Source organism: Corynebacterium sp. HMSC072D12, assembly GCF_001813925.1.
GTDB lineage: Bacteria > Actinomycetota > Actinomycetes > Mycobacteriales > Mycobacteriaceae > Corynebacterium > Corynebacterium aurimucosum.
Window position 1 is genome coordinate 63,184 of sequence record NZ_KV814416.1, and the last position, 14,060, is coordinate 77,243.

Consider the following 14,060-nt stretch of genomic DNA (forward strand, 5'->3'; position numbering starts at 1 on the left):
TTAGACAGGATCAACCGCGCGGTCATCTCAACCGTATTAACTCATGACGTCCGTTGCGACACTTCGTTGCGACATCCCCTTGCGCAACCAACGATTTTCGATTTTTGGAGCATAACTTTCATGGCACTCAACGGCCGTAATCTCTTGGCTAACATGTTCACCTCGTCTCGTTCTTCTCTTACCTGCACCTACAAGTGCGGTAATGCCTGTTTCGGCGAATGCGAGAACACCTCCGATAACCCTTACTTCGGCGACCAGTTCTCCCGCCGTACCGCCTTGCGTGCCGGTGGCTTGGCCGTCGTCGCCGTTGGTGGTTCCTCCGCCCTGGCTGCGTGTGCCGCACCAGACGAAAAGGATGCTGCAGCTGGCGGCGGCTCCTCCGACAAGACCAGCGAGGTCAAGGGCTCTGACATCGAGCTCACCTCCGCCGAGGGCATGCACTTTGAAGCCGTAGAGGCCAATACCAAGGATGAGGTCGTCATCCCGAAGGGCTATGAGCAGTCCGTTCTGATTGCCTGGGGTGACCCGGTCATCGAGGGCGCACCGGAATTCGACGTCAACAACCAGACCGCCGCGGATGCGGAGAAGCAGTTCGGCTTCAACAATGACTTCGCCGGCCTCATCGAGCACCCGGATGACAAGAACCGCATGATCTACATGTGCTCGCATGAGTACACCACCGAGCCGATGATGTTCCCGGACTACGACCCGGAGAACCCCACCGAGGAGCAGGTAAAGATCGGCTGGGCCGGCCACGGCCACACCATCCTCGAGGTTTCCAAGGTGAAGGGCTCCGGCGAACTCAAGCGCGAATTCGGCCCGCTCAACCGCCGCATCACCGCCACCACCCCGTTCACCCTGGTTGGTCCGGCTAAAGGCACCGACCTGGTGAAGACCTCCGCCGATCCGAAGGGTGAGAAGGTCCTGGGTACCCTCAACAACTGCTCCGGTGGCGTGACCCCGTGGAACACCATGCTCTCCGGCGAAGAGAACTTCGACCAGTACTTCGCAGGCGGTGACGTCAAGGACGACAAGGCCGCTGAGTCTCTCAAGCGCTTCGGCATCAAGGAGGGCCCGTCCGACCGTAAGTGGGAGAAGTACGATGACCGCTTCGATGTAACCAAGGAGCCGAACGAGCCAAACCGCTTTGGCTGGCTCGTGGAGATCAACCCGCTAGATCCGAACTCCACCCCGGTCAAGCACACCGCTGTGGGCCGCTACAAGCACGAGGCTGGCAACATCCACATCACCAAGGATGGCACCGTGGTCTGCTACTCCGGCGATGACTCCCGCTTCGAGTACGTCTACAAGTTCGTCTCCTCCAAGAAGTACAAGGAAGGCGACCTGGAGCACAACATGACCATCCTGGACCACGGCACCCTGTACGTGGCCAAGATGGAAGGCAACTCCCCGGAGAAGGAAATCGACGGCTCCGGTGTCCTGCCGGAGGACGGTGCTTTCGACGGCAGCGGCGAGTGGGTCAAGCTGCTGACCTCCGATACGGAGAACAACAAGTTCGAGTCCCACGTGGACGGCATGTCCGCCGAGGAAGTCGCCATCTTTACTCGTGAGGCCGCCGATAAGGTGGGCGCGACCAAGATGGACCGCCCAGAGGACGTTGAGGTTCACCCGGAGACCGAGAAGGTCTACATCGCGCTGACCAACAACAAGTACCGTGGCGCCACTGGCGAAAACGCCAAGAAGAACAAGGAAGACGTCAAGGAATGGGCTCCGGTCAAGGAGAACAAGAACGGCCTGGTCATGGAGCTCGAGGATGACCACGCCGGTGAGAAGTTCACCTGGAACCTGTTCCTGGTCTGTGGTGATCCGCGTGAGGCCAGCACCTACTTCGGTGGCTTCGATAAGGAGAAGGTCTCTCCGATTTCCTGCCCGGATAACCTGGCCTTCGACAACCACGGCAACCTGTGGATCTCTACCGACGGCAACGCACTGGACTCCAACGATGGCCTTTATGCCGTGACCACCGAGGGCGAAACCCGCGGTGAGCTCAAGTGCTTCCTCACCGTCCCGGCGGGTGCGGAGACCTGTGGGCCGATCGTCGACGATGACCGCGTCATGGTCAACGTCCAGCACCCGGGCGAGGCTGACGACGCCACTTTTGAGAACGCCACCTCCCACTGGCCTGACGGCGGCAAGTCCACCCCGCGCCCGGCCGTGGTCGTGGTGTGGAAGAAGGACGGCAAGATCGGTACCGAATAAGGCACCGACGTTGCGTAGTGCGCACTCTTAGGCGGTGCGCAGCTGCGCCTCCAGCACCTCCTGCGCAAAATCCCACAACGGGGTTGCAACCCCAGCCTTGGCGCCCATGCGTCGGATAGCTCCGACCTGGGCGTCAAGTTCGTTTGGTAGACCTTCTTTGATGTCGCGCTGCATGGAGGACGTGTTATCCGGGTGCTGCTGGCGGGCAAACTCCATGGTTTGCTCGACCACATTGTCAGGCAGGTCCACGCCAAGTGCACGTCCAACAGACTCGACTTCCCGCATGAAGGCCTCAAGCTGGCCGGGGATTTCCTGGCAAAGGTAGCCAATCGGTTTATCCACCAAGGCGCCCAGAGTGCCGGTAGGGGTAACGAACATGGCTTTCGACCAGACGTCGACAAGCGCTGCGTCGTGGAACTTGCTGGAGGCACCCGCCTCTTTCAGCGCGGCCGCCAGATCCTCACCTGTACGGCGCAGTGACTCCGGCGCATCAGCACTCAACGGACCAAAAGCCAAAGCCAAAGGCCCCGGATTGCGCTTGATCTGCGCCGGGCCCAGACGCGTGGCATAAACACGGGCAACCCCAGCAAGGATGTTTTCCTCCCCGAATTCCTCGGCCGCAAGGTACGGAATCTCGACCGAGTTGTGCGTGGTCACCACTGGAACGCCCTGCAAGGCCTCGCGGTCCTCCGCGCTGCCAAAGGTCTCATTGCCCGGCAGCGCCTTCGACGCGATAATCGCCACGTCCAGCCCACCCAAGACCTCCTTGACCTCAGTAAAGGATTGCGCAGCCGGGACCTTAATAACCTCGGTCGTGGTGGGTTCTGCGTGGGCGTCGATCAGCGTCACGCCCGTCTCCCCCAGCACCCGCAAGGTCTCGCCACGGGCGACGAAGGCGACGTCGTGACCCGCTGCTTTCAGTTTTCCGCCAAAGTATCCGCCGATGGCGCCGGCTCCCAGAATTCCAATCTTCATGTCTCCAACCTAACCGGTGGAGACCTGCGCCACAGACTTTTATCCGCGCTGTTCTAAATTTCGGAAGCCAATTCCCAACGGCACGCCCGCGTTATCGATGAGCCGCACGCCGCCGATGGTGGCGGCGAGAAAGAGGCGGGCATCGCCCTCTGCGGGTGGCTCCCCAAGGTCGCGCCCGCGCAGCTCCACGTATTCCGGCTCGACGCCCGCGGCAGTGAGCACCTCACGTGCCACACGGACGACTTCCTCGGCCCCGGACTCCGCCGCATACGCACCGGCGGTGAGTGCCGCTGACAAGGCGCTGGCTTGCTCGCGTGCTTCGGGTGCGACGTCAGCATTGCGCAGGCTCATCACCACTCCGTCCGGCATGCGCACCGAAGGAACGCCCTGTACACGCGCCCCGATGTGGAGGTCCGTAAATGCCTGCTGGGTGGCTACGAGCACCTCGTAGTCCTTCTCCCCCATGAAAACATCACTGGGCCCCAAAGCACAGGTCAGCGCCACTATGCGGGTCAGCTCCGCGCTGACGTCCTCCATGCCGTGGTCGGGCGCGAGGACCCGCGTGCGCTGACTCTGCTGGTCGTAGCGCCACACCACATCAACCCCGTCGAGGGAAGAGATGTCCGTCTCCGGGTCCACTGCCACGACCACGATGCCACCGCGCACGCGTTGTGCTGCCTGCACGAGTGCCAGGTGCCCGGCGTGAATATCGCGGCCGAGTGGCACCAGCACTACGCGCTTGCCGGTCTTGCGGTAGGCGCTGCCCACCATGCGGATGCGCTTGATGTCCTCCACTAGGAGTTGCTCGGCCACGGCGCTTCCTTTCTTACTGCCCACAGTTCCAGTTCTTCCATGTTCTTCTTCTCACCCACCATGCGGGCGACGTCGCGGTAGTTGCGCGCCATTCCCAGCTCCACGGCGGCGGGGTAAGCATCGATGATGTCATCAGCGTCAAGGTCGAAGGAACTGCCCATAAAATCTTCGATAATCCCCGCCTTAAGCGCCGCCCACGCGCTGAGTTCACCGAGCATCTCCGCGTAGTACAACCGCGCGGCTCGCTCGGCACGTTGTGCCTCAGGCACCGTTTCTGCAGTTTGGTGAATCTCTGAGAGCAGCAACCCAATGACGGTGTCCGCCACCTCATCGAGAGTGCCCACCGCGTAGGAGTCACCCAGGGGAGCTGCGGCAATCGTCAGACACCCGCGCGTTTCCAGCTCATCAAGGGCTTCCACCCCAGCCAGCAATGAGGTGTGGATGACGATTTGCTTGGGGCGCACGTGCTTTTCGACGTCCCCCACTGCCCCCTCCAGCTCCCTCGCCGTCGCGGCGAGAATCAGCGCATCGAAGCGGTCCAGCTGGGCGGGGTCCTCAAGCTTCTCAATGGTGTGGCCAGCCATCTCCAGACGGAGGGCGAAGTTAATGCCGGCTCGGGAATCACCCCACACTGCCACACGCATGCGCGGAGCAGACATCTACTTCTTCACGTCCTTGTTCTGCTGTTCTTTCCGGCGCTTGCTACGCGCCATGAGCTCCGCCACGGAGACCGCGCCCTCACGGTGTTCATCGCTGCGGCGACGGCCACGGGTGCTGGGCTGTGCGCTGTCTGACTCCGGCTTGCGATGGCGGTGGTGCGGCTGTGCGGGGCCAGTATCCTCCTTGACGTGCTGCGCGCCCGCAGCACCCTGGTTCCACTGCACGGCCTGGAAGCTATCGGTCTTAAACTCCGGCGCCTTCGGCTGCGACTGAGTCTGAGGCTTCTGCTGCTGCGGCTTCTGCTCGGTGCGCGCCTGCTGCTTCTCTGCCTTTACCTGCGGCTTTTCGGCCTTCGGCTGGGGCTGCGGCTGCGGCGCCTGCGGCTTCTGCTGTGGTTCACCCATGGGGCGAAACGCCGGGGCACGGTTCTGCGACGGCTGTGGTGCACCGAAGGGAGATGGTGCTGGGCGGGTGCCCTGCTGATCTGCGGGCTGCTCGGCGGGTTTCGCAGCAGGCTGCTGGGCGTTGCCACGAGCATTATCCGCCAGCAGATTATCCAGCGGATTGCTCACCGGGTGGGTTGGCTGCGAACCGAGGCGGCCTGCCACGGCGTCGGCAGACGGCGCGCCACCGGACTTCTGGGTGAAGTTCACGTTGGGTGCATCGCCGCGCTCATCCACTCCTGCGCCGCCGGCCTTGCGCTCCAGCTCCTGGATGCGGCGAGCCTCCGCATACAGGGCGGCGGGCTCGTAGACCCACTCGCGCCCGGAGATCTCCTCGATTTGGGCGCGGATGGCTTCTAGCTCAGAGCGGATCTCCGCCAGGACCTGACTGTTGTCCGTAGTGGAAGCGCCGGAAGCGGTCAAAGTGGATGCAGCATGGGCGCGCTCTACTGCCAGAAGCTCCTTGGCCTCATGGGCCTGGCGGCGGTAGCGCACAACCAGGAAGAAGCCCAGCACCGCAGCCCACAGGGAGGCGAGCAAGGCGATCTTCAGCGCATTCGCCGAACCCGAAATCAGCATGACCAGGCTGGCAATCACCGCGAGGATGACCAAGACGATAAGCCCGATGGAACCCGCATCCGTCTTCGAACCGGTCTCAGAAGACTCCGCCGGCGTTGGTGGCTGAGAGTCCGGCTGCGCAGAAAATTGGGCCGTCGGATAATCGTCCGGGGCCGACTCGTGCTGGGGCTCAGGGGCGTGATGCGGGCTCGTCATGCCCACTAACTTACCGCTTGTGCCCCATCAGTTGGAGGTGGCACCTCGCAGTGTCGCTCCAGCACCACTCCGGCGACACACATCGCAGCACCACCCAGCGCAGAGGTCACCACCCCAGCCAGGTCACCAGCCGCCGCGACGAGCTCACCCGCACGAGGCACCACGTAAACTGCCATGCCTGCATAGGCCCCGCCCACGATGGCACCCGTCCACGCCGAGGCTTTGCCGACCAGCAAGAATTGCGCGATGGTCATGGGATTGAGCTGCGAGTTGTCCAGGCCGATGCCGTGCTCGTCCTCCTTGGCGCCGCGGACTTTAAGGGTCAACAGCACGCACACCAGCGCCATGGCCCACAGGGAAATCGACACCGTTGCCGGGATGGCCAGCATGGAGCCATAAAAGCGGGTGGTGAGGATGGCGGCCGCTGCGGCCACGAAGAGGGCTGTGCCGATGAGCGCGCCGATCGACGTCCTCGTCATTACTCCCCCAGTTCCTTCACCGCCGCGACCTCGTCCTCATCGAGGTCGGCGATGAGTTCGCGCACCAGGGTGCCGTTAAGCTGCGCGTGCTCATCCGCGGCCAGCCACGGCACGAGCACAAAGGCGCGCTCGTGGGCATAAGGGTGCGGCAGAGTAAGTTCCGGATCTTCGGAGGTCACGCCGTCTATCTGTACGATGTCCACGTCCAAGGTGCGCGGGCCCCAGTGCCGCACGCGCACACGCTCAGCGGCCTCCTCCAACTTCTGGCCGCGGCGCAGCAGCTCCAGCGGGGTGCAGTCCACGTCCACGATGAGCACCGCGTTGAGAAACTCATCCTGGTCAGTCACGCCCCACGGCGGGGTGGCATAGACCGGAGAGGCGGCGATGGTCTCATCGGCAAACTCATCAAAGACGGTCTGCAGCAGCGCGCGGCGATCCTCCATGTTGGAGCCGATGGACAGCACGGCGCGCATTAGCCTGCCATCCTCTTCCGGGAGCGGCGTGCTACGACGGCCACGTCCGCGAAGGTGCGCGGGATGGGCGCCTTCGGCTTGTGGATGGTCACCTCGATGGCGTGGAGAATCTCAAAACGCTGCATGGCGGTCTCAGCGACCTCCTCAGCCACCGTCTCGATGAGGTCCCGGGAGGGGCCTTCGACGATGTCTGCGGTGACGTCAGCAAGCTCGGCGTAATTCACCGTGCGGGACAGGTCATCCTCGATGCCCGCGGTGTCCAACCAGCAGGTGACATCCACGATGAAGGGCTGTCCTGTCTTCTTCTCTTCCTCGAAGACTCCGTGGTAGCCAAAGCACTCCAGGCCGGTGAGCTCGATGCGATCCGCCATGTTTTATGCCTTTCCCAAAGAAGTGGACACCACTGTGCCGCCGTCCGCGCCGTTGGCGTAGCTGCCGGTGGCATGCGCGCCACCGGTGTAGGCCGCGCCCGCGTTCCACGCCGCGGCAACGTCCACGGCATCGCGCGAGACATCCACCTCGTGCACGCGCACGCCCCACGCGCCCATCTGCGCGGAGATGGCGGTCACGGCGGCGGTGGCCGGGTCCGCGAGCAGCGGGCTGGACTCGGCACCGCGGTCCTCCCGGATAGCGGCGAGGAAGCGCTTGCGGGAGGCTCCCACCAACAGCGGGAATTCGCCCTGGAGGAACTCCGGCAGGGCCTTGAGCAACGCCCAGTTATCTTGTGGGGACTTGGCAAAGCCCAGGCCCGGATCCACGACGATATTGTCGTGGCTGACACCTGCTTGCAGGGCGCTATCGGCGAGCTTCGCCAGGGACTCGTGGACATCGCGCACCACATCCCCGCCGTGGTCGGCCACTCCGGCCGCGCTGCCGAATTGGACGGTGCGCCAGTGCATGAGGCACACCGGCAGGCCGGTCTCGGCCATGGTGCGGTACATGTCTGGGTCGGCGGCACCACCGGAGACGTCATTGATCATGTCGACGCCGGCCTCCGCAGCGGCTTTGGCAACCGAGGCCCGCATCGTATCCACGGAGGTCTTAATCCCCTCCTCGTGCAGCGCCTTGATGACGGGCACGACGCGGCTCTCTTCCTCCTCGGCAGCCACGCGCACTGCGCCCGGGCGGGTCGACTCGCCGCCGACATCGATCATGTCCGCGCCGGATTCCACGAGGTGGCGGGCGTGGTTGAGCGCATCGTCGATGTTGATCCAGCGCCCGCCATCGGAGAAGGAATCCTCCGTGACGTTGACGATGCCCATGACCAGCGTGCGGCCGGGAACAGTGAGATCGCTGACTGCCATTGCTGCTAGCTCCTAATCAGGCTCATGACCTCCGCGCGGGAGGCCGCATTCTTCTTGAAACCACCGCGCACCGCGGAGGTTGTCGTGGTCGCCCCCGGCTTGCGGATGCCGCGCATGGCCATGCACAGGTGCTCGCACTCAATGACGACGATGACGGACTGCGCGTGGAGGACCTCCACCAGTGCATCGGCGATCTGGCTCGTGAGGCGCTCCTGCACCTGCGGGCGCTTGGCGTACATGTCCGCCAGGCGAGCCAGCTTGGACAGTCCAGTGACGTGGCCGTCGGGACCGGGGATGTAGCCGATGTGCGCCGTGCCATAGAAGGGCACGAGGTGATGCTCGCACGTGGAGTAGATGGGAATATCACGCACCAGGACAAGCTCTTGGTGCTCCTCGGCAAAGGTCTTGTGCAGGACCTCAGTCGGATCCTGGTGGAGTCCTGCGAAGACCTCGGCATAGGCGCGGGCCACGCGGGCCGGGGTCTCGCGCAGGCCCTCGCGGTCGGGGTCCTCGCCCACTGCGATGAGAAGCTCGCGGATGGCTGCTTCGGCGCGCTCGTGATCGAAGTCGTGTTGCGCCGGGATGTTATCGCTCATTGGTGTCGCCATCCTTGTATGGGTTGTTGCGGTATTCGTTCTCTCCCCAGCCGGGTGCTCCCCAGGAGTGATCCTCCGGCTTGGCATGGCGGCCGCGGCGTTCCGGTTCGCGCGGTTGCGGCTGGGCTTCCGGCTGCGGTGCAGCGGCATTCGGCACACGCGGAATCTCTTGGGTGTCCTCGTGGCTAGGGCCGGCCTGTTCTGGGGCCACGGTCTCCTCTTGCGCCCCATCGCTGGCGGCCTCGTCTGCGCTGAGCTGGCGGCCGGTGGGCTCGGTGATATCGGACTCGCCGAAGAAGGTATTGCCCTTCTCCGGATCCACAAAGTCGCCTGCGTGCTGGCCAAAGCTGAAGCCGATCTCCTCGACCGGCGCCGCCGATGTCTCGGCGGCGCCATCGGGCTCCCCGCCGTTTTCCTTCGCGCGCTCGAGCTCCGCGTGGCGGCGCGCGCGGGCGGCACGGGAGGCGTCGAGAAGCGTCATGCGCTTCGGCAGCTCCTCGCCGCGCTCCTGGGCCAGCTCGACCGGGGTCTTCACCGGCTCGCGGCCAGCCTGGCGCGGGAAGCGGGCGTCCTCGTTCGGGAAGACGTCGAAAGCCTCGCGCGGCTCAATGCCTTCGAAGATGCCCTCGAGGTCCGGGCGGCGCAGGGTTTCCTTCTCCAAGAGCATCTCGGCGAGCTTATCCAGGTAGTCGCGGTGCTCGGAAAGGATGTCATAGGCCTGCTGGTGCGCGCGGTCCAGCAGGTAGGCCATCTGCTCATCAATCTTGGCGGCCACGGCATCCGAATAGTCGATGGAGCCACCGCCGCCGGCGGCATAGGCGAAGGGATCGCCCTGCTCCTTGCCGTACTTGACGGTTCCCAAATCCGGGCTGAAGCCATACTCCGTGATCATGGAACGCGCAATCTTGGTGGCGTGCTCAATATCCGAAGAAGCGCCGGTGGTGGGTGCTCCGAACACGAGCTCTTCCGCGGCGCGCCCGCCCATGGCAAAGACGAGGCGTGAGAACAACTCATCGCGGGTGTACATGCCCTTATCGTCTTCCTGCGCGGTCATGGCATGGCCGCCGGTGCGGCCGCGGGCCAAGATGGTCACCTTGTAGACGCGCTCGATATCCTTCAGCGCCCACGCGGACAGGGTGTGGCCGCCCTCGTGGTAGGCGGTGACCTTCTTCTCATGTTCGGAAATGATCTTGCCCTGGCGGCGCGGGCCGCCGACGACGCGGTCGGTGGCCTCCTCCAGCGCGTCATAGGTAATGACGTTGCCGCCGATGCGGGCGGTGAGCAGGGCGGCCTCGTTGAGCACGTTGGCTAGGTCCGCGCCGGACATACCGGCGGTGCGCTTGGCCAGCTGCGCCACATCCACTTCCTTAGCCAGCGGCTTGTCCTTGGCGTGCACGCGCAGGATTTGCTCGCGGCCGGCCAGGTCCGGGTTGGTCACCGGGATCTGGCGGTCGAAGCGTCCCGGGCGCAGAAGCGCCGGGTCCAGAATGTCGGGGCGGTTGGTCGCGGCGATGAGGATGACGCCTTCGCGGTCGCCGAAGCCATCCATCTCCACGAGCAGCTGGTTCAGCGTCTGCTCGCGCTCATCATGGCCACCGCCGGTGCCGGAACCACGCTGGCGACCCACAGCGTCAATCTCATCGACGAAGATGATGCACGGGCTGTTCTGCTTAGCCTGCTTGAACAGGTCACGCACGCGGGAGGCACCCACGCCGACGAACATCTCCACGAAGTCGGAGCCGGAAATGGAATAGAAAGGCACGCCAGCCTCGCCCGCGACCGCGCGGGCCAGAAGGGTCTTACCGGTACCCGGCGGGCCATAAAGCAGCACGCCGCGCGGGATCTTTGCGCCCAGCTCATGGTAGCGCTCCGGATCATCCAGGAAGTCCTTGATTTCCTGCAGCTCATCCACAGCTTCATCCGCGCCGGCCACATCCGCGAAGGTGTTGGTAGGCATGTCCTTGGTCAGCTCCTTCGCCTTGGAACCACCAATGCCGAACATGCCGCCCGCGCCCTGCTGCATGCGGGTCATCATCCAGAACAGCAGCGCGAAGAGAATCAGCATCGGCAGCAGGAAGCTGATCATGGAGCCAATGAAGGAATCCTGTGTGACCTTGGTCTGGTACTTATCCGCACCAGAATCCTTCACCGCGTTGAAGACCTGCTCGGAGGCGCGTGCCGGGTACTTGGCAATGACCTCCTCGATGCCCTCCTGCTCTTCGACCGTTACTGGTTCCTTGAGCTTGAGGCGCAGCTGCTGCTCGCGGTCATCGATCTGCGCTTCCTCAACGTTCTGATCCGCCAGCTGCTGCATGGCCACCGAGGTGTCAACCTGCTTGAAGCTGCGGGCATCGTTGCTAAAGAACGTAAAGGCGTACAGCAGAATGAGAACCAGGCCCGCGATCGAGCCATAGCGAATGATGTTCTTATTTTTCATTAATTACCTTGCGAATTCGAGGCCTCATGGTGAGAGGACAAGAAAAGACTAGTCGTTGCTGTAGACCGCGGGGTCCAGCGTGCCCACGAAAGGAAGATCGCGATAGCGCTCCGCGAAATCCAGGCCATAACCCACGACGAACTCGTTAGGGATATCAAAGCCGACGTCGAAGAGATCCAGCTCCGCCTTGACTACTTCGGGCTTGCGCAGCAGCGTGACCACTTCCAGGGAACGCGGCTGGCGACCCTGCAGGTTGCGGATGAGCCAGGACAAGGTCAGGCCGGAGTCGATGATGTCCTCCACGATGAGCACATCGCGGCCCTCGATATCGCGGTCCAGATCTTTTAGAATCCGCACCACTCCCGAGGAGGAAGCCGAGTTACCGTAGGACGAGACCGCCATGAACTCCAGCTGGGAGGGGATGCTGAGCTTGCGGGCGAAGTCTGTCAGGAAGAAGACCGCGCCTTTGAGCACGCAGACCAAGATGAGGTCCTCGTCGGTGTTGCGGTATTTCTCGGCAACGCGGTCCGCCATCTCCTGGATGCGCGCCTGAAGATCGTCTTCGGCGATGAGAACGTTTTTGATGTCCTCTCCGTAGGGGTGGGCGGGGACGGCTGATTCATGGGTGTCGTGCACGTGAGCGCTCCTTTGCTGACCGAGGCAATAGTGACAGTTTGCCACCAACGCGTGCGACTTCCAACCTTGTACCTTTCTTTTCGCTGCGGACGGCGACGGGGCCTTGTCCATGCCAGCGCGTGCACAGGGCATCGATGCCGCGCACCGCCTCGCGCGTAACCTCCGTTCCTTCTTCGCGCAGCCACGCGGCGATCGCCCGGCGGCGCTTCGGTTCTGGAAGAACGGCCAGCTCGGTGCAGTCGGTGGTGGGGTGGGTGCTGAGGAGGGCGTCGTCAAGCGCGGCGTCGTGGGCTGCCTGGGCTAAGGCCGGGACGGGGTCTCCACCCACGATCTCCTGCAGTCGCGGGAGGATCTCGCGGCGCAGTGCTACGCGGCGGAAGGCCAGGTCCTGGTTCTGGGGGTCCTGCCAGACCTCCAGCCCCAGCTCCGCGCAGGCGGCCTCGGTCTGGGCGCGGCGCACGCTCAGTAGGGGCCGCAGGATGCGTACACCTTCCACCGCGGAGCGCTCGCGCATGCCCGCCGCCCTCCCGCGGAGGGCGCTGAGCAGCAGGGTTTCAGCCTGGTCATCGGCGGTATGCGCCACCGCCACCTCAGCCCAAGGCGCGAAGGCACGGTACCGGGCGGCGCGGGCTTCGGCCTCGACGGAGCCTTGCTTGGCGACGTCCACCCGCAACACATCCGCTCCCGCCCCCAAGGCGCGGGCCTGCTCAGCAGCTCGGCGCGCCTGCGCGGCCGAGCCTTCCTGCAGACCGTGGTCGACGCACAGCGCTGTCACCTCGTGCCCCTCCGCGAGGAGTGCTGCGGTCAGCGCCAAGGAATCGGCGCCGCCGGATAGACCCACTGCTATGGCGCGGGGTTGCTCACCCACCACAGCGCGGGCGGCGACGCGGCAGGCCAAGAAGTTGGGGCTTTTACGTGGCCAAAAAGGTTTCTTAGAAGTCATGAAGTGCGGCGGCGAGGGCGTCTTGGGCCTGACGGGCGGAGGTGACTTCGCCGTCGTTGACCAGGAAGGCGAAGGCGTAGACGCGGCCCGACTGGCCCTGGGCGGTACCGGTCAGCGCGGAAGTTCCCGTGAGGGTGCCGGTCTTGGCGCGAACAAATCCGCGCGCAGAAGAATCGTGATAGCGCTCATAGAGGGTTCCTTCGCCACCGGCAAGAGGGAGGTAGCCCAAGAGCGGGCGAAGCTCGTCGGTGGCTACGGCTTGGTCCGCGATGTGGGCGAGGAGCCCAGCGGGAATGCGGTTATCGCGGGAGAGGCCGGAGCCGTCCTTGAGGGTGACGCCGTTGACGTCGATGCCGGCGCCACGCAGCTCGTCGAGGATGGCCATCGTGGCGCCGTCGAAGCTTGCTTCCGTGCCCTGGCCGACGGCCAGCTCGCGGGCAATGGCCTCCGCCATCACGTTGTCTGAATCCTTTATTGCTTGCTGGGCTCGCAAGGCCAGTGGCTCGGACTCGCTGGTGCCGAGGACCTCGGAATTCTCGGGGGCTGAGCTTAAGTCGGCTTTGTCGGCGCCCAGGCGGGCGGCCAGCGCGCGGGCTACATCGAGGGCAGGCTCGTGGGAGCGCGGAACGTCGCCGGTCTTTTCCCCAATGCGCCCGCCATAGAGCATGGCAGGCTGGATGGGAGCGACATAGCCGCCATCGATATTGTCATCGTCCCAGCCTGGTGCCTGGTCGGGACCGGCCCAGATGGAGGTGTCGATGGAGACTCGCGTGACGGTATCCATCTTCTGCTGGATCTCTTCCGCCAGCTCATCGAGGCGCTCGTCCGTCAGCCAGACATCGCCGGCGGCCTTGATAACAACTTCGCCCTCGTGCTCACCTCCGACCACCTCGGTGGTGAGGCGCTCTTCCTCATCGAGAGCGAGTGTTGCTGCGGCGAGGGTGAGGACCTTGGTGGCCGAGGCCGGGGTCAGCGGCTTCGCGGGCTCGCGCTCCCACAGCACCTCGTGGGTGGTGGTGTCGATGACCTGCCCGCCGAAAGTAGCTAGAGCCTTGTCTTTGCCCAGCTCATCCAACCTGGCTTTGAGCGCAGCGGCGTCGAAATCGCCGGGCTCGACGGGCTGGACCAGTGTTGTGGGTTCTTCCTGCTTATAGGGCTGGCCGTGGTCCAGGTGATCGTAGGTGCGCTGGACTTCTACGCCCACGGCGGCCGTCGCCGCCACGGCACCACCGTGACGAGGGCCGCAGTACTCCACCAGACATGCTTAGCTTTCATCGCCCTTTAGACTAGCGCGGTAGACTAAGCGG

Annotated in this window: 14 protein-coding genes; 1 reads left to right on the forward strand and 13 read right to left on the reverse strand. The window is 64.1% G+C overall.

The genetic code is table 11. The features are described 5' to 3' along the window. The first annotated feature begins 120 nt into the window (after window positions 1-120). The gene (locus HMPREF2943_RS10705) at window positions 121-2,220 is read left to right on the forward strand and encodes a PhoX family protein (RefSeq protein ID WP_070711572.1); all 2,100 of its coding nucleotides are present in this window, start codon (window positions 121-123) and stop codon (window positions 2,218-2,220) included. A gap of 27 nt (window positions 2,221-2,247) precedes the next feature. Here HMPREF2943_RS10705 and HMPREF2943_RS10710 read toward each other — a convergent pair whose 3' ends face one another. Genes HMPREF2943_RS10710 through dacB form a run of 13 tightly spaced genes read right to left on the reverse strand, consistent with a single transcriptional unit; the run spans window position 2,248 to window position 14,008 of the window. Beyond that, a complete protein-coding gene (locus HMPREF2943_RS10710) occupies window positions 2,248-3,195 on the reverse strand; it encodes a 2-dehydropantoate 2-reductase (RefSeq protein WP_070711573.1) in 948 nt (315 codons plus the stop codon). Between the two features lie 39 nt (window positions 3,196-3,234). Continuing rightward, window positions 3,235-4,008 (reverse strand): pantoate--beta-alanine ligase, encoded by a 774-nt coding sequence (locus HMPREF2943_RS10715; protein ID WP_371325765.1) that lies wholly within the window; start codon window positions 4,006-4,008, stop codon window positions 3,235-3,237. Beyond that, complete coding sequence (locus tag HMPREF2943_RS10720; RefSeq protein WP_083315678.1) at window positions 3,990-4,667, reverse strand: Rossmann-fold NAD(P)-binding domain-containing protein; 678 nt, start codon at window positions 4,665-4,667, stop codon at window positions 3,990-3,992. Before HMPREF2943_RS10720 ends, HMPREF2943_RS10715 begins: the two co-directional genes overlap by 19 nt. Beyond that, on the reverse strand, window positions 4,668-5,885 hold the full coding sequence (locus tag HMPREF2943_RS10725) for a DUF6779 domain-containing protein (protein ID WP_070711728.1): 1,218 nt from the start codon (window positions 5,883-5,885) through the stop codon (window positions 4,668-4,670). Between the two features lie 5 nt (window positions 5,886-5,890). After that, entirely contained in the window at window positions 5,891-6,364 is a 474-nt protein-coding gene (locus tag HMPREF2943_RS10730; RefSeq protein ID WP_070445901.1) for a DUF3180 domain-containing protein, read from the reverse strand. Beyond that, window positions 6,364-6,837 (reverse strand): 2-amino-4-hydroxy-6-hydroxymethyldihydropteridine diphosphokinase, encoded by a 474-nt coding sequence (gene folK, locus HMPREF2943_RS10735; protein ID WP_070711574.1) that lies wholly within the window; start codon window positions 6,835-6,837, stop codon window positions 6,364-6,366. Before folK ends, HMPREF2943_RS10730 begins: the two co-directional genes overlap by 1 nt. Then, on the reverse strand, window positions 6,837-7,208 hold the full coding sequence (gene folB, locus HMPREF2943_RS10740) for a dihydroneopterin aldolase (RefSeq protein WP_070711575.1): 372 nt from the start codon (window positions 7,206-7,208) through the stop codon (window positions 6,837-6,839). The genes folK and folB overlap by 1 nt, the downstream gene beginning before the upstream one ends. Before the next feature lie 3 nt (window positions 7,209-7,211). Continuing rightward, window positions 7,212-8,141 carry a dihydropteroate synthase gene (gene folP / locus HMPREF2943_RS10745; protein ID WP_070711576.1) on the reverse strand — a complete coding sequence of 310 codons (930 nt, stop codon included), beginning with the start codon at window positions 8,139-8,141 and terminating at the stop codon, window positions 7,212-7,214. 5 nt (window positions 8,142-8,146) lie between these two features. Beyond that, on the reverse strand, window positions 8,147-8,737 hold the full coding sequence (gene folE / locus HMPREF2943_RS10750; RefSeq protein WP_070445888.1) for a GTP cyclohydrolase I FolE: 591 nt from the start codon (window positions 8,735-8,737) through the stop codon (window positions 8,147-8,149). Then, the gene (ftsH, locus tag HMPREF2943_RS10755) at window positions 8,727-11,174 is read right to left on the reverse strand and encodes an ATP-dependent zinc metalloprotease FtsH (protein WP_070711577.1); all 2,448 of its coding nucleotides are present in this window, start codon (window positions 11,172-11,174) and stop codon (window positions 8,727-8,729) included. The genes folE and ftsH overlap by 11 nt, the downstream gene beginning before the upstream one ends. Window positions 11,175-11,222: 48 nt before the next feature. Beyond that, complete coding sequence (gene hpt, locus HMPREF2943_RS10760) at window positions 11,223-11,810, reverse strand: hypoxanthine phosphoribosyltransferase (protein ID WP_070645541.1); 588 nt, start codon at window positions 11,808-11,810, stop codon at window positions 11,223-11,225. Next, complete coding sequence (gene tilS, locus HMPREF2943_RS10765) at window positions 11,794-12,753, reverse strand: tRNA lysidine(34) synthetase TilS (protein WP_083315679.1); 960 nt, start codon at window positions 12,751-12,753, stop codon at window positions 11,794-11,796. Before tilS ends, hpt begins: the two co-directional genes overlap by 17 nt. Further along, window positions 12,743-14,008 (reverse strand): D-alanyl-D-alanine carboxypeptidase/D-alanyl-D-alanine endopeptidase, encoded by a 1,266-nt coding sequence (dacB, locus tag HMPREF2943_RS10770; RefSeq protein ID WP_371325766.1) that lies wholly within the window; start codon window positions 14,006-14,008, stop codon window positions 12,743-12,745. Before dacB ends, tilS begins: the two co-directional genes overlap by 11 nt. Window positions 14,009-14,060: the final 52 nt, after the last annotated feature.